The organism is Chryseobacterium aurantiacum, assembly GCF_003020585.1.
GTDB classification, from domain to species: Bacteria; Bacteroidota; Bacteroidia; order Flavobacteriales; family Weeksellaceae; genus Chryseobacterium; species Chryseobacterium aurantiacum.
In genome coordinates, this window is the sequence record NZ_PXUE01000004.1 from 203,424 (window position 1) to 224,018 (window position 20,595).

At 35.0% G+C, this 20,595-nt stretch carries 18 protein-coding genes; 9 read left to right on the forward strand and 9 right to left on the reverse strand.

Annotated features, from left to right (window positions below):
- Positions 1-29: 29 nt before the first annotated feature.
- The 4 genes from C7D53_RS15250 (at position 30) to recG (ending at position 6,441) form a co-directional block, all read left to right on the forward strand.
- Positions 30-1,784, forward strand: coding sequence for a peptide MFS transporter (locus C7D53_RS15250; protein ID WP_106917290.1), 1,755 nt, complete (start codon positions 30-32; stop codon positions 1,782-1,784).
- Positions 1,785-2,172: 388 nt separating this feature from the next.
- The gene (locus C7D53_RS15255) at positions 2,173-3,648 is read left to right on the forward strand and encodes a peptide MFS transporter (protein ID WP_106917291.1); all 1,476 of its coding nucleotides are present in this window, start codon (positions 2,173-2,175) and stop codon (positions 3,646-3,648) included.
- A 41-nt stretch (positions 3,649-3,689) separates the two neighbouring features.
- Positions 3,690-4,223 (forward strand): thioredoxin family protein, encoded by a 534-nt coding sequence (locus C7D53_RS15260; protein ID WP_106917292.1) that lies wholly within the window; start codon positions 3,690-3,692, stop codon positions 4,221-4,223.
- 130 nt (positions 4,224-4,353) lie between these two features.
- Positions 4,354-6,441, forward strand: coding sequence for an ATP-dependent DNA helicase RecG (gene recG, locus C7D53_RS15265; protein WP_106917293.1), 2,088 nt, complete (start codon positions 4,354-4,356; stop codon positions 6,439-6,441).
- A gap of 613 nt (positions 6,442-7,054) precedes the next feature.
- Here the strand turns inward: recG and C7D53_RS15270 are convergent.
- The 4 genes from C7D53_RS15270 to dapA all read right to left on the reverse strand — a co-directional run bounded on the left by C7D53_RS15270 (position 7,055) and on the right by dapA (position 9,959).
- A complete protein-coding gene (locus C7D53_RS15270) occupies positions 7,055-7,501 on the reverse strand; it encodes a response regulator (RefSeq protein ID WP_106917294.1) in 447 nt (148 codons plus the stop codon).
- Entirely contained in the window at positions 7,494-8,075 is a 582-nt protein-coding gene (locus C7D53_RS15275) for a helix-turn-helix domain-containing protein (protein WP_106917295.1), read from the reverse strand. The genes C7D53_RS15270 and C7D53_RS15275 overlap by 8 nt, the downstream gene beginning before the upstream one ends.
- A gap of 294 nt (positions 8,076-8,369) precedes the next feature.
- Positions 8,370-8,873 carry a GNAT family N-acetyltransferase gene (locus C7D53_RS15280; RefSeq protein WP_106917296.1) on the reverse strand — a complete coding sequence of 168 codons (504 nt, stop codon included), beginning with the start codon at positions 8,871-8,873 and terminating at the stop codon, positions 8,370-8,372.
- A 213-nt stretch (positions 8,874-9,086) separates the two neighbouring features.
- The gene (gene dapA, locus C7D53_RS15285; RefSeq protein WP_106917297.1) at positions 9,087-9,959 is read right to left on the reverse strand and encodes a 4-hydroxy-tetrahydrodipicolinate synthase; all 873 of its coding nucleotides are present in this window, start codon (positions 9,957-9,959) and stop codon (positions 9,087-9,089) included.
- Positions 9,960-10,066: 107 nt separating this feature from the next.
- On the opposite strand from dapA, the gene C7D53_RS15290 reads away from it, so the two are divergent.
- From C7D53_RS15290 to recO, 4 genes are read left to right on the forward strand one after another with little or no spacing between them, the layout of a single operon-like run.
- Positions 10,067-10,825 (forward strand): 5'-nucleotidase C-terminal domain-containing protein, encoded by a 759-nt coding sequence (locus tag C7D53_RS15290; RefSeq protein ID WP_106917298.1) that lies wholly within the window; start codon positions 10,067-10,069, stop codon positions 10,823-10,825.
- The gene (locus C7D53_RS15295; RefSeq protein ID WP_106917299.1) at positions 10,825-11,775 is read left to right on the forward strand and encodes a bifunctional metallophosphatase/5'-nucleotidase; all 951 of its coding nucleotides are present in this window, start codon (positions 10,825-10,827) and stop codon (positions 11,773-11,775) included. Before C7D53_RS15290 ends, C7D53_RS15295 begins: the two co-directional genes overlap by 1 nt.
- A gap of 1 nt (position 11,776) precedes the next feature.
- Positions 11,777-14,035, forward strand: a complete 2,259-nt coding sequence (gene porZ / locus C7D53_RS15300) for a type IX secretion system anionic LPS delivery protein PorZ (RefSeq protein WP_185126704.1) — start codon at positions 11,777-11,779, stop codon at positions 14,033-14,035.
- Complete coding sequence (gene recO / locus C7D53_RS15305; RefSeq protein WP_106917300.1) at positions 14,035-14,721, forward strand: DNA repair protein RecO; 687 nt, start codon at positions 14,035-14,037, stop codon at positions 14,719-14,721. Before porZ ends, recO begins: the two co-directional genes overlap by 1 nt.
- A 33-nt stretch (positions 14,722-14,754) precedes the next feature.
- Here the strand turns inward: recO and C7D53_RS15310 are convergent, their stop codons facing one another.
- Complete coding sequence (locus tag C7D53_RS15310) at positions 14,755-15,228, reverse strand: GNAT family N-acetyltransferase (protein WP_106917301.1); 474 nt, start codon at positions 15,226-15,228, stop codon at positions 14,755-14,757.
- Between the two features lie 2 nt (positions 15,229-15,230).
- Positions 15,231-15,848 carry a DUF1684 domain-containing protein gene (locus tag C7D53_RS15315; protein WP_106917302.1) on the reverse strand — a complete coding sequence of 206 codons (618 nt, stop codon included), beginning with the start codon at positions 15,846-15,848 and terminating at the stop codon, positions 15,231-15,233.
- A gap of 133 nt (positions 15,849-15,981) precedes the next feature.
- Between C7D53_RS15315 and C7D53_RS15320 the strand changes: the two genes are divergently transcribed.
- Positions 15,982-17,562, forward strand: coding sequence for a GMC family oxidoreductase N-terminal domain-containing protein (locus C7D53_RS15320; RefSeq protein WP_106917303.1), 1,581 nt, complete (start codon positions 15,982-15,984; stop codon positions 17,560-17,562).
- On the opposite strand, the gene C7D53_RS15325 is transcribed toward C7D53_RS15320, so the two are convergent.
- The 3 genes from C7D53_RS15325 to mqo all read right to left on the reverse strand — a co-directional run bounded on the left by C7D53_RS15325 (position 17,559) and on the right by mqo (position 20,405).
- Positions 17,559-18,431: an AadS family aminoglycoside 6-adenylyltransferase gene (locus C7D53_RS15325; RefSeq protein WP_106917304.1), complete on the reverse strand. Its 873-nt coding sequence runs from the start codon at positions 18,429-18,431 to the stop codon at positions 17,559-17,561. The genes C7D53_RS15320 and C7D53_RS15325 overlap by 4 nt on opposite strands.
- Positions 18,432-18,433: 2 nt before the next feature.
- On the reverse strand, positions 18,434-18,835 hold the full coding sequence (locus C7D53_RS15330; protein WP_106917305.1) for a hypothetical protein: 402 nt from the start codon (positions 18,833-18,835) through the stop codon (positions 18,434-18,436).
- Positions 18,836-18,899: 64 nt separating this feature from the next.
- Positions 18,900-20,405, reverse strand: coding sequence for a malate dehydrogenase (quinone) (mqo, locus tag C7D53_RS15335; protein WP_106917306.1), 1,506 nt, complete (start codon positions 20,403-20,405; stop codon positions 18,900-18,902).
- Positions 20,406-20,595: the final 190 nt, after the last annotated feature.

Sequence of the window (20,595 nt, forward strand, 5' to 3'; positions counted from 1 at the left end):
GTCAGTCTTAACAAAAATTAACAATAGAAATGGATAATATTGAAGCATTGAGTCCGAAACCGGATGAATTTGTAGAGAATAAGAATTCCAGACATCCGAAAGGATTGTGGGTTCTATTCGGAACGGAAATGTGGGAGCGTTTCAACTTTTATGGAATGAGAGCACTTCTAACGCTCTTTATGGTAAATTCCTTATTAATAAAAGAAGCTGATGCGGCGATCATCTATGGTGGATTTCTAGCGTTATGTTATTTAACACCTCTTTTGGGAGGATTTATTGCTGATAAATATATTGGAAACAGATTTGCGATCATCGTTGGAGGATCTTTAATGGCAATTGGTCAGTTTTTATTATTTATTAGCGCCTCTACATTCTCTGCAGACATTAGTAGTGCTAAACTTATTATGTGGCTGGCTTTATTCGTTATTATTTTTGGTAACGGATTCTTTAAACCCAATATTTCCTCAATGGTGGGAAGCCTTTATCCAAAACAAGAGAAATCTAAACTGGATTCTGCTTTCACTATTTTCTATATGGGGATCAACATCGGAGCATTTCTGGGTCAATTCATTTGCCCTTACGTAGGAGATGTAAAAGATGCTACCACTGGGGTAAGAGATATTTTCGCATTCAAATGGGGATTCTTGGCAGCTTCAATTGCTATGGTAATTGGAACTGTAACATTCTTTATCCTTAAAAACAAATATGTAGTAACACCGGAAGGAAGACCTATTGGTGGACTTCCAAAAAATAACTCAACAGCAGATTTTGAAGAGGGAGAATCTCAAACAGCAAAATTCTCAGGTGGTTTCTTGGCAGCTACAGTAGGTATATTTGTTGTTCTATTCTTTGTATTCAGATATTTATTGGTAGGAGAACTTGGGTTTAACTCAGTGGAAATGGGGCAAATGATCAAAGGAATCATCTATCCGTTCATTTATGCAGCCGGTATTTCCTTGGCATTCCTGATTATGTCTTCTGCAGAAAATAAAATTGAAAGACAAAGAATCTGGGTAATCTATATTGTTTCTTTCTTCATTATCTTCTTCTGGGCAGCTTTCGAACAGGCAGGATCTTCATTAACTTTCATTGCAGATAATCAAACAGACAGAAACATTTTCGGGTGGAATATGCCTCCGTCAATGGTTCAGATCTTCAACGGTATTTTCGTTGTTCTATTAGCTGTTCCTTTCAGTTTATGTTGGGATAAGCTAAGAGCTAAAGGAAAAGAGCCAGTATCTCCATTCAAGCAAGCAATGGGATTGGCATTAATTGCTCTTTCTTATTTTATCATTGCACACAATGTAAAGGATTTAGGAAATTCAGGTTTATTAGCAATCAAATGGCTAATGCTTCTATACTTCATCCAAACTTGTGGTGAGCTTTGTTTATCTCCAATCGGATTATCATTGGTTGGTAAATTAGCTCCAAAAAGATTCGCTTCATTATTATATGGTGTTTTCTTTATCTCTAATGCTGCAGGATATGCCTTGGCAGGTTCATTAGGAGCACTTATCCCTGCAACAGGTGATAAATTTAAAAAAGCACAGGAAATTGGAGTAAACCTTCAGGATGTTTTGGACAAAAAAGTAACTTTAACTACTGAACAGGTTGCTGCATTTGAAAAAGCTCAGCTGCCATTACATAACCCTACTTTTGTAGGATTTGAGATTCACAATTTATTTGAATTCTTCATGGTATTCGTTGTACTTTGTGGTATCGCTTCTGTAATCTTAGGCTTACTTTCTCCGATCTTAAAGAAAATGATGCACGGTGTGAACTAATTGCATTAACAAAATATGAATAAAACCTCTGCTAAGTCAGAGGTTTTCTTTATTTTCGTATGATGAAAATTCCCCAAGATTCTTTATTCCAATCCGTAAAGGAAATTATTAGGCAATTGCGTGAAAAGATTTTTCAGATTGCAGATGACTCATTATTGATTGCTTTCAACTCGGGATAATATGAAACTCAGAGAAAGACAGAATTCTATTATGTTCTGAAAAAGATGAATATTCTGTCCTAAATGATAAAAGAAATTTATTTACCAGCAAATATCTGCTGTACCCTCCCACAAGAATAAGAACTTAAACAAATCATTGATCAGGACAAAATCCGTTTTGAACTGGACCATGAAAATAAAAACCCTAATCAAAACAATCATATATCGTTATGAGCTTAACTCTAGAAGAAATACAAGACTTTAAAGGAAAGTATCCAAAACAGCTTTGGACCTTATTTACCGTAGAAATGTGGGAACGTTTCTGTTTTTACGGAATGCGTGGAGTTCTTACCATTTTCATGGTAGATCAATTGGGTCTGTTGGAAGACAAAGCAAATTTACAATATGGCGCCATACAGGCTTTTATCTATGCTTTTACTTTTATAGGAGGTATTTTTGCTGATAAAATTTTAGGATTCAAAAAGTCTCTGGTTTTTGGAGGAGTTATTATGGCAATCGGGAATCTGATTATTGCTCTTTCTCCTCATGACTTCTTTTATCTGGGGATTACCTGCTCTATTATCGGAACAGGATTTTTCAAACCAAATATTTCCTCAATGGTAGGTGAGCTCTATAAAGAAGATGATCCAAGAAGAGATGCCGGATATGGTCTTTTTTATGCCGGAATTAATATTGGTGGGCTTCTAGGAGGGGCACTTTGTGTATACCTTGGAAAATATCACTCATGGTCTTGGTGCTTTTTGGCAGCAGCAATAGTTATGGTTTTGGGCTTAATTACTTTTTTTGCCACAAAAAAATCATTGGGTCCTATTGGAGATTCTCCGCTACAGGTTCTTCCGCAATCTAAGAGAACTTTACGTGAAGTTTTAGTATATATTGGTGCTTTATTAAGCATGCCTCTTATTTTCATTATGGTTAAAAATACCGATTATACAGACTACTTTATGTATCTGATTGGTATTGCAGCGGTAGGTTATTTTATTGTAGAAACCTTAAAACAATCTTCATCTTACCAAAAGAAATTGATTGCTGCATTTATATTTATATTCATGTACTTCCTTTTTAATTCTATTTATGAACAAAGTGGTGGGTCATTATCTTTATTTGCAAAGGACAACCTTGTTCATAATTTACTTGGATTTGGGATGGATCCTAATGTCATTAATAACAGTGCAAATTCTTTTTTCATTATTATTTTTAGCCCACTTATTGGCTTGGCTTGGGTAGGATTAAGCAAAAAAAAGCTGGAACCGAATACAATCAATAAATTTGGAATTGGGTTCTTGTTTCTGGCAGCCGGATTCTTCTTGTTCTATAGCCTAAGATATTTTGCAGGTGCGGATGGAAAATCTTCCCTTAACCTATTTACTTTTACATGGCTGGTTATTACTTTTGGAGAACTATGCCTAGGCCCAATCGGGATGTCAATCATTACAAAATTATCTCCTAAGAAGATGTTTGGAATGATGATGGGATTATGGTTTTTAGCAAGTGCTTTTGGACAATTTGCTGCCGGAAAAATTGGGGCAAGCTTATCTGAAGCCAACACAGGAAATACCAATATGAGTAAATTATTAGCTTACACTGATGGATATAAAACACTGGGAATTTATGCATTAGTTGCCGGAGTGGTATTGATTTTGCTTTCTTCACTCGTGAAAAAATTAATGCAGGAGGTAAAGTAAATAATAAGTAATTATGCTTATTTTTATGTAAATATTAAATTATGAAGAAAATTTTAAGCATAGTTCTCTTACTTCTATTAAATTTTAGCTTTGCACAGGTAAAATGGATGACTATTGAGGAAGCTTTAAAAGCCCAAAAAGAAAATCCTAAGAAAATTCTTATTGATTTTTATGCAGACTGGTGCGGACCATGTAAAATCATGGACAAAAAAACATATGGACACCCTGTTATTGCCCAAACTTTAAATGAGAGTTATTATCCAGTAAAATTCAATGCCGAAGAAAAACAGAGTGTTGAAATTTTTGGAAGAAAATTTTCCAATCCTAATACAGAACAGAGAAAAGGAAGAAACTCCCTGCATGAGTTCACTCAGTATATGAATGTAGGAGCGGTCCCAAGTACAGTATTTCTGGATGAGCATGGTGACCCGATCACTATTCTTCAAGGAGAATTATCTGCCAAGGAGCTGGAGCCTTATTTGGAACTGATATCAAAGGATCTCTTTAAAAAGATTCGTACCAGGGAACAATGGGAAGATTATCAGAAAAAATTCAAATCTAAAATTAAAGATTAACGGACATCCCATTGAGGATTGACACTTATAAACAAACTTAAGACTTTCAATTTTTTTTGGAAGTCTTTTTTATTTTACCGAAATTCGAGGCTTTATTTTTCTCATTCAAAATTTGAGTCTCAGATAAGAAATGACTTTAGATACTTCCATAGAATACGTAAAAGGAATAGGTCCGGAAAGAGCCAAACTCATCAAAAGTGTGTTAGGATTATCCACCGTAGAAGATATGCTTAACTTCTACCCTCTCCGTTATCTGGATAAAAGTAAAGTCTATAAAGTTTCTCAGCTACAGGAAGAGACCAGCCAGGAAATCCAGTTGAAAGGAAGAATCACTCAGGTTCAGGAAATTCAGACCGGAAAAACCAAAAGACTCTCTGCTAAATTCAATGATGATACAGGAAGTATGGATCTTGTATGGTTCCAGTATTCAAAATGGCTAAAGGAACAGCTTCCCATTAACCGTGAGGTGTATATCTTTGGGAAAATTAATGTCTTTAATCATCAGTTTTCAATGCCACATCCTGAAATAGAAGCAGAGGAAGATAAAGATGGGGATGTACGCCTGAAGCCTATTTATCCGAGTTCCGAGAAACTTACCAAAAGAGGACTAGGACAACGCTTTTTTCAAAATGCACTGCGGAATATCTGCAAGGAAATCCCTAGTCTTATTGAGGAAAATTTCCCAGAATACTTAATGAAAACATTCAAGTTTATATCAAGGCAGCATGCTTTTCTGAATGTGCATTTTCCTAAGGATGTGGAACATTTTGACAAGGCAGATTTCAGGCTTAAATTTGAAGAATCATTCTTTTTTCAATTAGGATATGGCTTGAAAAAACTTCATCATAAAACCCAGTCATTCGGTAATCCTTTCCCTGTTATAGGAGATCATTTTAATGATTTTTATGAACATCATCTTCCTTTTGAGCTAACCAATGCACAGAAGAGGGTTTTAAAGGAGATTCGAATGGATATGAAAAGGCCGATTCAGATGAACAGGCTTTTGCAGGGCGATGTAGGTTCCGGAAAAACAATGGTAGCGTTATTAACAATGCTTATTGCCATGGATAATGGTTTCCAGAGCTGTATGATGGCCCCTACAGAAATTCTTGCCCAGCAGCATTACAATGGAATTAAAGATTTACTGGAAAAAACAGGGATTAATATTCGACTTTTAACGGGATCTACCAAGGCTGCCGAGAGAAGAATTATTCATGAGGAGCTTGAAAATGGTACCCTTTCCATTCTTGTAGGAACCCACGCTGTTTTGGAAGATAAAGTTAAGTTTAAGAATCTTGGACTGGCAATCATCGATGAGCAACATAGGTTTGGTGTGGCACAAAGAGCAAAACTTTGGGCTAAGAATAGTATTCCGCCTCATATTTTGGTAATGACGGCAACCCCTATTCCCAGAACATTGGCCATGAGTTTTTATTCCGACCTTGATGTTTCCGTTATTGATGAGATGCCGGTAGGAAGAAAACCTATTATCACGGCTCACAGACGTGAAAAAGACAGGCTGTATGTTTATAACTTCTGTAAGGATGAAATAAAGAAAGGAAGGCAGATTTACTTTGTATATCCACTGATTGAGGAATCTGAAACATTGGATTATAAAAATCTGATGGAAGGGCTTGAGCATGTCATGGATTATTTCTCAGATTACAACGTTACTATGCTGCATGGAAAAATGAAACCGGATGAGAAAGATGCCGCCATGGCTTATTTTGCTTCAGGAAAGGCAGAAATTATGGTAGCCACTACCGTTATTGAAGTAGGAGTAAATGTTCCCAATGCTTCTGTAATGGTTATTGAAAGCTCCGAAAGGTTTGGTCTTTCACAGCTTCACCAGCTTAGAGGCCGTGTAGGAAGAGGTGCAGAGCAAAGCTATTGTATTTTGATGACCTCAGATAAACTATCCAAGGAAAGCAGAACCCGTATCAAAACAATGACGGAGACCAATGATGGTTTTAAAATTTCTGAGGTTGATATGCAGCTTCGCGGTCCGGGAGATATCCTGGGAACACAGCAAAGTGGTGTTGTAGATTTCAAAAGGTTAGATCTTGTAAAAGATTCTGCCATTATTAAGACAACAAAGAATACTGTTGATAAAATTCTGGAGGCTGATCCTATGTTGGCAAGACCAGACAACCTGATTATTAAGAATTATTATATCAGGTACTACAAAGGGAAAAATAAATGGAGTAAGATTTCATAAAAAAAACCGCAGAAAATATTTTCCTGCGGTCCCCTTATAAAACTGTTATTTAGAAGAAATTACTTTTGATCTGCTTAAAAAATTTATTTTAATAGTTTAGGCCTTAATATTTTGTGATGTGGTGTGGTGTGAAAATATCTATATATTATTTGAATAAGATAAAGATTAAGCCACAACTATTAAAATAAATTATAAAAAACAAAATGAATTATTTTTCCAACTTGCTTATTATAAAAACTAACTGTGTTTAGCTGGAGATGAGGGAATGAAACGAATAAAAATATCTCCAACTACTTCAAGTTTTCATGATTGTACCGTTTTGTTTAAAGATCTTCTATGCTTTAAAATTGGAAATTAATATAATTCATTTTGTTAACTAACATCGTGATTTATATATTCTCTGTAGAAACAATTGCTCTTCATTCATCTGTATCTTCACGTATATAATCAAATTTGTGTCACTAAGTTTACATTTACAAATGTCAGGATATTAACTGAATCCTCTTTTATATTATTTCAATTATTAATTATAAAATTATCACTTATTTGTGAATAGTATGCACTAAATATCATTTCAATTGTTCAAAAAGAATATACTGAAACTACTTATTCATCATACTTTAAGAATAAAATTTTCTTTGTTCAATCCTGAAGTATGATACTGCCAATTGATAGTAACAACATCTGTAAGTACCTTTTTCAAGCTTTCAAAATCCGAAGGTTTTTTCATGCAGATATTAGCTCCTTTTACGAAAATATCTTCTATTTCATTTTCAGTAATCTGATCATAGTAAATTGTAGTTACCATATTACTGAACTTCTCTCGTCTCTTCATTTCATCTATACATTCCAGACTACTCTTTTCAGGAATATTGTAATTCATAAAAACAATCTCAGGAACAACAGCATCCTCGTTATTTAAATACTCCATCAAATCTTCTCCATTACAAAAACATTGAATTTTTATTGAGATTTTCAGCTCTTTAAATATGTTTTTAAAAAAAATTAAGGTGTTTTCATCGTTATCTGTTACTATTACGTTCAGAAATTCTTTATTCATACTGCATTTTAGGGTTTGTTTCCACACTTTGGGCTTTCCTTCTTTTTCCTATAATTTTTTGAAACTGAGAGGGGGTAATTCCTGTTGTATTTTTAAACTGGGTACTGAGATGGGCTACACTGGAGTAATTCAGTTTATGGGCAATTTCTGTAAGACTTTGCTTATTTCTTATAATCAATGCCTTGGCATGTTCGATCTTCTGGAGAATAATAAAGTTCTCTATGGATGTATAAGCTACCTCAGAAAATAAGTTGGAGAGATATCCATAGCTGTGATTCAGTTTTTCAGAAATATAAATAGATGCCTTTACCGGAATAATCTCCTCAGAAAAGACAAGTTCTACTATTACATCTTTTATTTTCTGTACTAAAGCCGTTTTTTGGCTTTCAATGATTTCAATACCATAGTCTCCAAGATTTTTCTTAAAAAGATTATGTTGTTCCTGCGTAAAGGGTTCGTAGAACTCTACCTCACCGAAATTAAGCAAGCGGTATTTCAACCCATGCTCTTTCAGTTTTTCGTCCAATACCTTTTTACAAAGGGCATTGAAATCAAATTTAACGTACATTTTCATCCTAGTATTAGTAAGCCTATTTTTTTAGTAAATATAATAATTTATTTCAAGTAAAAGTGAAATAGCGGGACATTTTTATTTTTTTTCATATACAACAAAAAACTCCTGTATCAAAGAATACAGGAATTTAAACACTAAGGATGAAAAAAATATACTGATAAAAAGCTAAATAAGCTCAAAACCAAGCATATGAATGTATTGTTATAAGTGATTTGGTTCTGAGACAAAGATGATTCAAAAAAAGAAATCACTTGTTATAGAATTACAGGATAAAGTTACAAAATTTTAAGTCAATTAATCGTGAATTAGAAATTCCATTAAAAAATCATCCATCACAAACCCATTCCCGATATCTAAAACCATCTCATCATATACTTTAAAATCCTGAGATTCATAGAATTTTTTGGCGTTGTTTTCTTTATTTACATTCAAAATGATTCTTCTGTCATTGCTTTCAGAAAGCTTTTTCTTCAGGAAGTCAAGCGCTCCTTTACCGAAGCCCTTTCCCTTACTTTCAGGAACAAGATAAATTCTGTGCAGTTTTGTAGTCCCTTCTTCGTACCCGTGCTCATAACCGATAAAACCCTCAAAAGAGTCATTATTTTCATCAAAAATTAAATAATAATGGTAGCTTGGACTTTCTAGATGTTTTGAAATCTCTTCTTTAGAATACATTTCTTCCAACATATAATTGATCTGGTCATTGGAAATAATTCCCACATAAGCACTTTCCCACGATCTCCTTGCCAAATCCTGAATCAAAGGAATATCCTTTTCTTTAGCTTCTATTAATTTCATTATTTTAAATTTGTTTTTATTTTCAAATACAAAGTTTACAAAAAATTCTTATCGAAATATATTATTTTTTAATGTTTGAAAAGTTTTTCTATCATCAAAAAGAAAAACAAAAAAGGTGAAAAGCATTAGCCTTTCACCTTAATAAGTTTATTGTACTCTTAAAATGTTACTGGAAAATGACAATTCATTCCCAGACCATTTTTTCAATTGTTCTTAAATGTTTGCCATTTCAGCTTTAATTTTTGCATGAAGCCCCTCTGAAGCCTTTACTAATGGAAGTCTCAGATAATTCTTAATAATTCCTTTTTCTGCCAATACCACTTTGATACCGCAAGGATTTCCTTCTGCAAAAATAAGACGCGTGATCTCAACCAATTTGTTGTGAATCTCATAAGCCTCTTTTACTTTTCCTTCAAATGCCAATTGTACCATGGTAGAAAATTCCTTAGGATACCCCTGCCCGATTACGGAGATTACCCCATTTCCTCCTGCTAGAGTTACAGGAAGTGTATATTCATCATCTCCTGAAACCAATGAGAAACCTTCAGGCTTCTTTCTAAGGATATCAAAATATTGTAAGATATTCGGAGCAGCTTCCTTAATCATCAATAGATTCGGGAATTCTTTTGCAAGACGAATGGTAGTGTCTGCATCAATATTTTGTCCTGTTCTGGACGGAACATTGTAAATAATAATATTTTTTCCTGTAGAAGCCAATGCCTTATAGTGCTGGTAAAGACCTTCCTGATTAGGTTTATTATAATATGGAGATACAGAAAGTACGGCATCAAATGCGGAAAGATCTGCTTCTTCTATCTGTTTCTTGACCTCAAGAGTATTGTTACCGCCTATTCCCAATACGAGAGGAAGACGTTTATTATTCACCTTAATGATATGCTCAATTACCTGTTTCTTCTCATCATCAGAAAGCGTTGCAGCCTCAGCTGTTGTTCCTAATACTACCAAATAATTGGTTCCGTTTTCAATATTGTATTCGATAAGTTTTGTTAAACTATCGAAATCAACGGATAAATCTTCATTAAAGGGTGTTACCAACGCAACACCTACTCCTTTTAAAATGCTCATCTGTTCAAATTATTTTCGTCAAATTTAATCATTTACACTAAGAATTTGTAATAAATAATAATGTTTTATTATACATATAGTTATATTTGCATATACTAAAAGATATTATGAAAAATAAATTCTTGTTACTAGGAATTGCTCTGGCAACGCTTACTGCATGCAAAACGGCTTCTACACCGCAGCTTGCAAATGTAAAGCCTGAGAAAAATATTTCTATTAATAATGAGCTAAAGAATGATGAGGAGTTTGTAAAGTTTATTGAACCCTATAAGCAAAAACTGGATAAGGAGATGAATCAAAAAATTTCTCATACCAGTGTAGACCTTACAAAACAGGGAGATAACAGCAACCTAGGAAATCTTTTAGCTGATTATACCCTTGAAGGAGGTGATCAGTGGACAAAGGCTAATCTTAAGCAAAATGTAGATGCAGCTTTAATCAATATCGGAGGGATCCGTACTACTATTGGGAAAGGTGATATTATGCTGAAAAATGTTTTTGAAGTAATGCCTTTCGAAAATGAATTGATTATTGTGAAAATGAAAGGAGCAGATTTACCCGGACTTTTTGAATATTATGCAAAAACACAGGTAAACAATCCCGTTTCTCACTTATATATTGAAACAAAAAACGGACAGTTAACTCAATCTTTAGTTAACGGAAAAACAATAGATCCAAACAAAGACTACTACATTGCCACTTCAGACTATCTTGCTCTGGGAGGGGATAACATGAAGTTCTTTGGGAAAGGAGAAGCCATCCCAACAGGTGTGAAACTTAGAGATTTATACATTGAATATTTCAAAAAAAATCCTGAAATAGTTCCTGCTACAGATGTTCGTTTAAATTTTATCGGTAAAAAGTAATGGATAGAAAAAGTTTTTTAAAAGCAATAGGTGGTGGATCTTTAGCAATGGCTTTGGCTCCCAATATGATGATGGCGGAAGAATTAAACATTCTCGACTTAAAGTCCACAAATAAACTGACCATTCTTCATACTAATGATCAACATAGCAGAATAGAACCTTTTGATGCAAGTTATACAAAGAATCCCAATCAGGGAGGTTTTGCAAGAAGGGCAAGCTTAATTCAGCAAATAAGAAATCAGGAAAGCAATGTTTTGCTTCTTGATTCAGGAGATATTTTCCAGGGAACTCCTTATTTCAATTTCTTTGGCGGAGAACTGGAGTTTAAATTAATGTCCATGATGAAGTATGATGCCTCTACGATGGGAAATCATGACTTTGATAATGGCCTTGATGGATTTTTAAAAGTTCTTCCTAATGCACAGTTTCCATTTATCTGTTCCAATTATGATTTTAAAAACACTATTTTGGACGGGAAAACCTCACCCTATAAGATTTTCAACAAAAACGGAATAAAGGTAGGAATCTTCGGTGTCGGAATTCAATTGGACGGCCTTGTAGGTAAAAAACAATATGGAGAAACGGTTTATTCTAACCCGATTGATGTTGCACAGCATTATTCAAACTTTTTGAAAAATGAACAGAAATGCGATCTTGTCATTTGTCTTTCTCACATTGGGTATGATTATAAGGATGAACCTAGTAAAATAAGTGATAAAATTTTAGCGGCCAGTACAGAAAATATTGATATTATCTTAGGTGGTCATACTCATACATTTCTACCGGAGCCTCAAACGTTTACCAACAGACAGGGCAAAAATGTACTTGTAAACCAGGTAGGTTGGGCAGGTCTTCTTTTGGGTAGAATTGATTTTTATTTTGATACAAACAAAAACGTAAAGCATATCTCCTGGAATAATCAGGCAATTGACAGCAGCATAATAGCATAATATGAAAAAACTCTCTTTAATTTCTCTTGGTATTTTAGCATCCCTGCAGTTTACAAAAGCTCAGGTCATTTCATCAAAAAAATGGGCAGATCTCTTTTCCTATAACAATGTCTTGGCCATGAAGGAAGACAATGGAAAAATAATAGCTGCCACCGAAAACGGGATCTTCTATTATACGATATCAACAGGAGAAATTACGAAGTTATCTAAGGTCAATGGTCTTCACAATGTAGGAATCACTGCATTTGATTATGATCCAAAAAGCAAAATAGGAGTTATTGGCTATGAAAACGGCTCTATGGATGTTATTACTCCTAATGAGATCAAATATATTGTTGATATTCCTATTGCTGCAGGATATAACGGAAACAAAAAAATCAACCATATTTCTATTACAGGCGACCAGGCTGTTATTTCAGTAGGTTATGGGGTTTCCATATTTAATATAAAAAAGAAAGAATTTGGAGATTCTTCATTTTTCTTAAGCTCAGGTGTTTATGAGGCTAGTAACGAGGCGACCATATTTGGCAATAAAGTATACTCTGTAACAAACACAGGTCTAAAAAGCCACGAACTGAATACCACTTTCCCTGTATTTTCTACATGGACAACAGAAATTCCCGGAGCATTTAAACATATTGATTCTGAATCTGAATTGGTATTTTCATCGGCTACTGCGGCTTTCATCTATAATAATGGCACTCCAATGCAGCTGCCTACCAATTTCGGAAGCATCAATGACGTGGTTGTAAGTTCTAACAATATTGTAGTTACTGACAGCAGGGTATATACTTTTGGAATCAATGGAACTTATTCTAATGCAGTAGATTTTGGTGAAAAATGTAATACATCCATTATTGCCAACGGAAAAGTATTCGGTGGAACGATCCTATCTGGAATAAAAGACGAAGGGAATACTACTTATAAACCCTCAGGTCCTTATTTCAATTTTGCACATAAGATAAATCTTTACGATAATAATCAACTTCTTGTATCCAGTGGAGCAAGAGCTGATAGATATAATTTCCCGGTAGAGAATCCTAAAAGACCTGGTTTCTACTACTTTAATGGCTCTGAATGGATCTATTCATCCTATTTTAGTAAGTATACCGGAAAAATAAATGTATTAGATGCCATAATAAACCCGCTTGATAATAATGAAGTACTTTTCACTAATTATACCATTTTCGACCAGGGAGTTTATAAAATGAAGTACAATGCAAGTAATAAAGATTTTGAATTTGTAAAGTACTATAATATTCAAGCTCCAGACTTTGCCAGACGTGCTGTGGGTATTACTACTGACTCTAAAAATAATATTTTTGTATCGATTGCCTATGTAGAAAGTGGAGCGCCTATTCTTGCTATCTATGACAAAGCTAAAGATGATTTCATTACTAAGGAGCTTTCTTTTAAAACCCTGGGAATACAGAAGCCAATCGTTTACGAAAATATGTTATGGGTACCCCTATCCAGAGCTAACGCTTTCTGGGTATGCGACTATAAGGATGCCCTTAATATTTCTGATGACAATGATTATATTTTAAAAGAATCAAACGGATTTGCTGGAAACTCCAATGGAACTATATCTGTTGCCATTGATAAATCTGGTGATGCATGGATTGGTACAGACAGTGGCTTAAGGATATTATCTAATGCAGCCTCAGAAATTAAAACTCCTGAGCCTAAGGTTAATCCTATAATAATAGAGCAAAACGGCTTGGGAGAAGAACTTTTCAGAGATTCTCAAATTTTACAGGTTGAAGTGGATGCAGGAGATTACAAATGGGTTTCCGTAGAAGGAGGTGGTGTTTATTATTTATCATCTGACGGTCAAAAGACTATAAAACACTTTACAATGGAAAATTCTCCTCTTCCTACCAATAGTGTTACAGATATAAAAGTAGATAAAAAGACCGGTAAGGTATATTTTGTAACTTATAGTGGTATTGTAACCTATCAGGGGGATGTTTCTGATGTGAATGCTAATTTCGGAGACGTTGTTGTTTATCCTAACCCTGTTGTTTATTCTAATTTCAAAGGAAAAGTTACCATTAAAGGTTTAGCAGAAAAAACAAACATAAGAATCACTGATGCTGCAGGAAATGTAGTACACTCTGCCGTGGCGCGAGGAGGATATTATGAATGGGACCTTAATAATCATAAAGGAGCCAGAGTTGCATCTGGAATTTACTTTGTACTGATGACCAATGAGGATGGCTCGGATAAGGCTACAGCCAAAATAGGAGTGGTTAATTAATGAATTCACAAAACGGTTTTTTACTATCATTTATCAAATATGGAGAAAATGATGCTGTACTGCATTGTTTTACAGAAGAGGATGGTTTTCAGACTTACTTTCTGAAAGGAATATATTCCAAAAGAAATAAAAAGAAAGCCCTCCTACAACCATTGAATAAACTTACCTTTTCTATCAATCCCGTAAGAGGAAACGGGATACATTCTATCTCAAAATTTGAGCTGGTAAAAAACTGTGATGTTGATGCAGATATAAGAGCAAACACAGTTATATTCTTTATTTCAGACTTTCTGAATCAAATCCTTAAACTTGAAAATAAAAATTCAACTATTTTTCTAAGCATAGAAAGGTTTATTGAAGAGCTGGAAAATAAAAATTACCAGTCACATTTGCTTTTTTTAATGGTGATATTAAAAATTCAGGGTGTTGCTCCTTTAATCAATGATGGTAATTTTTTAGATCCGGAAACAGGAACATTCTCCACTACTCCCACCCATCAATTGTTTGGTGAAGAGATTTCAGCGATATGGAAAAATGTGCTTTGTACTGAAAATCTTTATGCAACAAAGATTCATTCTTCCCTAAGAAAAGATTTTCTGGATAGTCTTTTGGTATATTACCATTATCACATCTCTGATTTTAAAAACCCAACATCGTTAGAAGTCATACAGCAGATATTTGAATAGTTTAAAGAGAATAATCAACTGAGTATTATTTCCTTAAACTTTTTTATGCATCAGATATTGGGGACCGCTTCTTCCCATTCTGGTTTTTCCATCATAAATATACCCTGCCTTAAGGTAAATATGATAGGCTAATTCATTCTTCTGGTTTACGGCCAGAACAATTTCATTACAGTCCTTAAAATGTTCCCTTACAAAGTCATCCACTTGTGCCATAGCCATCTTCCCTACTCCTTTTCCCTGCATTTCGGGATTCACAGATAAAGATCTTATCAAAACAGCGCTTTTGTTATCTGTAAGTTCAAATTTATCTTCTCCAAAATCAAGAACAAAAAAACCTACTGGTATTTCATCCTCCAGAATTGTAATGGGAAATGCATCATTATCATTTCTTTTTTCGATATTTTGCAAGGCCTGCTCTGCTGTTGCGGTAAAGCGTGACTGATTTTCATCCAAGCCATAGCTAATCTTCGAAAAGTCTTCTTGCTTAAAGAATGCTAACCTGATCATAATTAGTGATGATAAACATCTTCATACATTACTCCGGCTCGTATTTCTACAGGAAGTTTATTCTCTTCCGGAACAATAGGACAGTTATAATCATAAGCATTATAAGCACAATACGGCTGATAAGATTGATTAAAATCTAAAAGAATAGTATTTCCTTTCGGGATTTTCAGATCCATATATTTTCCGCCTCCATAGGTTTCTTTTTCATTCGTAGCATCTCTAAATGGCAGAAAAAGATAATCTTTATATTTTTCCTGTTTAATCAGATCCAGGCTTTGATATAAAGTCAAAGTATAAGGCTTCCCATCCAATTCAAAGGTTGCTTTCCCATACTCTTTATAGGATTTTGTTTTACCTGAAGAAGTAGGCAGCTCAAAAGGTTTAGCTCTTTTTGTTTTAACAAACTTTGCAGTCACTCTGTATTTCAGCTCAAATGGAAAGAAAGGGTGTCCTTTAAAGTTTGTGAAATTTTCTCCGCGTAAAGGCGTAGTTTTAGGATCCAGATATTCAGTATCCAGATCTTTCTGAAATTTCTTAACATCCATTACTTCCTGCGATACCATTTTCTGAGAGAATGCCAACAAAGGCAGAAGTAAGAAGATCAATATATATTTTTTCATGAACTTTAAAATTATAAGTAAAACTATGAATTTTTCAGGGTATGAAAAGTTAAAATTGTAATAAAAAAGTATAATCTGTTTTAAATAAAATAAATTCCCATTGATCTAGCATACTTTTTGAGAACCAAAGCCCATGAACAGAAAGGAATTCATCAAGACAAGTGTACTGGCTATTTCCGGTTTTTATTTTCTTCAATCTAATTTTTTTCAGGCTGCTGAGCGAAGAACAAATACCATTAAAGAAACCCTGGAAGCTCCCATCATTATCATTGGAAGCGGCTATGGAGGTGCCGTTTCTGCCTTACGACTTTGTGAAGCAGGAAAAAAGGTTGTCTTATTGGAAATGGGTCTTAATTGGGAGAAAGCAGGAATTCCGTTTTCAAATCTTTTAAAACCCGGAAAAAGTTCAGCATGGCTAAAAAAGAAGACCATTGCTCCTTTCATGAATATCTTTTCTTTAACCCCCTTTACCGGAACGCTTGACCGTCTGGATTTTGATAATATCAATATCTGGGTTGGAAGAGGTGTTGGCGGCGGATCATTGGTAAATGGAGGCATGGCTGTAACTCCTAAGGAAGATTACTTTAAGGAAGTTTTCCCCAATCTGGATACTGAAAGATTTTACAACCATTATTTTCCTTTAGTTCGGGAAGAACTTAAGGTGAATGTCATTGATGAACAATTCTTAAAAGATTGTCCTTATTATAAATTTACAAGAGTAGGTGAAGAAGAGGCTCATAAAGCAGGCTTTAAAACAATGCGGGTTCCCAATGTATATGATTTTAAGTATATGGAAAAGGAATTCCGTAATGAGGTTCCCCGCTCTGCCCTGAATACGGAAGTAATCTATGGGAACAACCATGGCAAAAACAGTTTAGATAAAACCTACCTTAAAAAAGCACTGGACACCGGAAATCTTGAAATCCTAGATCTGCATAAAGTTGACCATATTAAGCTTAATGATGATAAAAGCTATACATTAAGTGCCCAGCAAATTGACACCTCAGGAACTGCAATTGCTGATAAAGTTTTTCATTGTAAAAAGTTGGTCCTTTCGGCAGGAACCATGGGAACCCTAGAGCTTCTTCTTCGGTCCCACGCTGTAAATAACTTTCCGATTCATGAGAAAATAGGAAAAAACTGGGGGAACAATGGTAATTTCATGACCGGAAGAAACTGGGTAAAACCCTTATCCGGAGGAACCGGCTCAAAACAATCCACAATACCCGTTGGCGGAATAGACAATTGGGATGATAAGGAACATCCTTTTTTCACAGAAATAGCTCCTCTACCAATGGGAATGGATGTTGCAACGGCCTTATATCTGCTAATTAACAGAGTGGATAAAAAGGGAGAAATCGCCTATGATAAAGCCAACCAAATGTTGAAATTGAATTGGGATAAGAGTCATACAGTTAAAATGAGAGAAAATGCCAAATACTTTGTCAGAAAAATGAATAAGGCCAATGGTGGTACCAGAAGTCACTTTCTTTTCAATAATGGTTTTGGAGCAGATATTTGTTATCATCCACTTGGCGGATGTGTATTGGGTGAAGCTACCAATGAATTTGGAAAACTAAAGGATCATGATCATCTGTATGTTTTGGATGGGTCACTTATTCCAGGAACAATAGGAGTCAACCCATTTGTAACCATTACTGCCATTGCAGAGTATTGTATTGAAAATCTGATTAAACAGAATGAATTTGCCTAGGGCTGGGGCATTACTTGCACTTCGGTAAGATAGTTTCGGATATCTTTTTCAAGTTGGGCTGGGTAGGTAAAATTGAGTTTTTCGGCTACGTCGGTACCCAGTTCATGCACAAGATCTGTAAAGGCAAACAGGGCAGTCCAATTTTCGTTAATATCACTTCCAGAAAAAGTGACCTCTATTCTATTCCACAAATCAGCAGAAAGATATTTTTTAAATAATCTGCCGTGTTTATTGGTAGTGATGTTATTCCAATCATGGGAACTTGCAATGTACCATTCTATTAAAGGAACCAAATAATCTGACCGTAAGATATTTTCAGACATAAATTTAGCATAAAAAATATCCCCACGTTTAAGGCATTTAGCCACATAGGTTGTATCCCACCAAAAATCATTAAGCAACTGCTTAAAATCCTGTTCCGTAGGTTTATGAATCATGACAGATTGATAGGTTGGAAGTTTCAAGTCTTTAGTTAAGTTATCTTTATCAACCAAAACCTTATATCCAAGATCCCAATCTTCCGGAAGTACCGGCTCTTTAACTTCTTCACAAAACTCTGATACCTGATAAAGCTTAAAATCAACCTTTACATGATCTTTATACAGCACCATCTTCATGGCATGCTTTCCATCAAAGACAGTATCTTTTTCCTCTATCATGGAAATAGGTTCTCCAAAAAGCCTGATCCATTCATTATTCACTTCATAAGCATTTCTATTCTCAAAGACCAACTCTACGTCAAGATCACTAAAGTCATCCACAGGGGCATACGGATTAACCAATGAACTTGTCAGAAGAACAGCACGAACATCAGGATTCTCATCTGCCCATTGGATAATCTGGTTCAGCTTTTCTTCTCTCACTTTCATATTTAATAGGATTCTGATATTTTCACACGATAAACGTCTGAGGAATTTCTTTTAATAGATTCCACAAAAAAGCCTCCTTCTTCTTGAATAACTTCTTTTAGATCAAAACTTTTACAATCATTAGGAAGTCCCGAAAATATAAGAGTAAACCAAAAATCTTTCATAAACGGAACTGCTGTCCAATAGGGAGAAATTGAAATATTTTCCGCATGAATCAGCTTGCTTCTATGCTCAGACTGGTTATCAAAAAGATAGGTTGAATGCCAAATCCTGATCAGGTTTCCTAAAAATGGCGATGCCGGAAAACAACAGTGTACAATCACCTGCTTCTCCTCCTCTGTTTTTGCCTGAAGAGACTCCAGAAGTTCCTTTGCAATAATCGGCTTAACTATAACTTCTTCCACCTTTTTATAAGTAATAAATAATGAGCAACAAATAAGTATATCTATTCATTGCTCATTACTGTTGTTAGTATTCTAATTCTAATTTTTCTTTTGTATAATTTCTTACTTTTTCAGTAAGTTCGGGGTTCTCTGCCAATTTCTGTCCGTATGATGGGACCATTTCAAGCAGCTTATCTTTCCATTCTCCGTTCAGTTTTTCAGGGAAACATTTTTCAAGAACATCCAGCATAGCATATACTGCTGTTGAAGCACCCGGTGATGCTCCCAGTAAAGAGGCGATAGTACCGCTTTTGTTAACAACTACTTCAGTTCCGAATTCCAACTTGCCTCCTTCTTTTTCATCTTTTTTGATGACCTGAACTCTCTGTCCGGCCACTTTCAATTCCCAGTCATTTTCATTGGCATCCTTGATAAATTCTCTTAAATGCTGCATTCTTTGAGACTTGGTCATAGCAACCTGCTGAATAAGATATTTAGTCAAAGGAATGTTGTGCCACCATGCGCCAAATAAAGATTTTAAGTTTTTGGTATTCACACTTTCAGGTAAGTCAAGATAACTTCCTTCTTTCAGGAATTTTGTGGAAAATCCTGCAAAAGGTCCGAAAAGAAGCGCTTTTTTACCATCAATGATTCTAAGGTCAAGGTGTGGAACCGACATTGGCGGAGCATCCACTGTAGCCTGTGTATAAACTTTAGCCTGATGCTTTTCTACCAGCTCCTGGTTATGAGTTACCAACCACTGTCCGGAAACAGGGAACCCTCCATATCCTTCACTCTCTTTAATATCTGAACTATCCAACAACTGAAGTGCATATCCTCCCGCTCCTATGAATACAAAGTCTGCGGTAACTTCTTGTTTGTGATTATTAATTCTGTCTTTCACTTTCATTTCCCATTTCCCATTTTCTTTTGGATCAATATCCTTCACTTCATGGTATAGGAAAACCTCAACATTAGAGTCCTCCAGCAGGTGTCTGCCCATTTTCCTGGTCAATGTCCCGAAGTTCACGTCCGTTCCCATATCCATTTTGGTAGCGGCCATTACTTCAGACTTGTTTCTTTTACTCATCACCAAGGGAATCCATTCTCTCAGCTTTTCATGATCTGAAGAAAATTCCATTCCTGAAAAAAGAACAGACTCTGTCATTTTATCATGTCGTTTTCTAAGAAATTCAGCATCTTTTTCTCCAAATACCAAACTCATATGCGGACAAGAATTGATAAAATCCTTTGGTTCCTGAATATAACCCTTACTCAGCAAATATGCCCAAAACTGTTTTGAAATTTCAAACTGTTCTGCAATGCTTTCTGCTTTTTTAATATCGATGCTTCCGTCAGGTTTTTCAGGCGTATAATTTAGCTCACAAAATGCGGAGTGTCCTGTTCCGGCGTTGTTCCATGCAGCTGTACTTTCTTTAGCAAATCTTCCCAGCCTTTCGAAGATGGCAATTTCAAGATTTGGATCAAATTCATGGAGCAGCGTTGCTAGTGTTGCACTCATGATTCCGCCCCCTATCAGTACAACGTCGTATTTAGGTTTCGGTGTTCTGCTTGTAAGCGATTGTGACATAATTTTAAATTTTACTTCAAATTTCGGGAAAAGTTTTAAAAAGAGGAACGCGTTTAACGATTTTAACACGTTATTTTTTCCGTCAAAAACACTTCTTTAGTACACAACAAAAAACCATCGAAATTTTCAATAAAGTATCATTGAAATGATTGATCATAATGACATTCTTAAAAAAAAATTAAAAATTTAC

What these genes read in the sequence shown, in the direction of transcription:
- C7D53_RS15250 (WP_106917290.1), top strand. Translation starts at nt 30, where the DNA reads ATGGATAATATTGAAGCATTGAGTCCGAAACCGGATGAATTTGTAGAG.
- C7D53_RS15255 (WP_106917291.1), top strand. Translation starts at nt 2,173, where the DNA reads ATGAGCTTAACTCTAGAAGAAATACAAGACTTTAAAGGAAAGTATCCA.
- C7D53_RS15260 (WP_106917292.1), top strand. Translation starts at nt 3,690, where the DNA reads ATGAAGAAAATTTTAAGCATAGTTCTCTTACTTCTATTAAATTTTAGC.
- recG (WP_106917293.1), top strand. Translation starts at nt 4,354, where the DNA reads ATGACTTTAGATACTTCCATAGAATACGTAAAAGGAATAGGTCCGGAA.
- C7D53_RS15270 (WP_106917294.1), bottom strand. Translation starts at nt 7,501, where the DNA reads ATGAATAAAGAATTTCTGAACGTAATAGTAACAGATAACGATGAAAAC.
- C7D53_RS15275 (WP_106917295.1), bottom strand. Translation starts at nt 8,075, where the DNA reads ATGAAAATGTACGTTAAATTTGATTTCAATGCCCTTTGTAAAAAGGTA.
- C7D53_RS15280 (WP_106917296.1), bottom strand. Translation starts at nt 8,873, where the DNA reads ATGAAATTAATAGAAGCTAAAGAAAAGGATATTCCTTTGATTCAGGAT.
- dapA (WP_106917297.1), bottom strand. Translation starts at nt 9,959, where the DNA reads ATGAGCATTTTAAAAGGAGTAGGTGTTGCGTTGGTAACACCCTTTAAT.
- C7D53_RS15290 (WP_106917298.1), top strand. Translation starts at nt 10,067, where the DNA reads ATGAAAAATAAATTCTTGTTACTAGGAATTGCTCTGGCAACGCTTACT.
- C7D53_RS15295 (WP_106917299.1), top strand. Translation starts at nt 10,825, where the DNA reads ATGGATAGAAAAAGTTTTTTAAAAGCAATAGGTGGTGGATCTTTAGCA.
- porZ (WP_185126704.1), top strand. Translation starts at nt 11,777, where the DNA reads ATGAAAAAACTCTCTTTAATTTCTCTTGGTATTTTAGCATCCCTGCAG.
- recO (WP_106917300.1), top strand. Translation starts at nt 14,035, where the DNA reads ATGAATTCACAAAACGGTTTTTTACTATCATTTATCAAATATGGAGAA.
- C7D53_RS15310 (WP_106917301.1), bottom strand. Translation starts at nt 15,228, where the DNA reads ATGATCAGGTTAGCATTCTTTAAGCAAGAAGACTTTTCGAAGATTAGC.
- C7D53_RS15315 (WP_106917302.1), bottom strand. Translation starts at nt 15,848, where the DNA reads ATGAAAAAATATATATTGATCTTCTTACTTCTGCCTTTGTTGGCATTC.
- C7D53_RS15320 (WP_106917303.1), top strand. Translation starts at nt 15,982, where the DNA reads ATGAACAGAAAGGAATTCATCAAGACAAGTGTACTGGCTATTTCCGGT.
- C7D53_RS15325 (WP_106917304.1), bottom strand. Translation starts at nt 18,431, where the DNA reads ATGAAAGTGAGAGAAGAAAAGCTGAACCAGATTATCCAATGGGCAGAT.
- mqo (WP_106917306.1), bottom strand. Translation starts at nt 20,405, where the DNA reads ATGTCACAATCGCTTACAAGCAGAACACCGAAACCTAAATACGACGTT.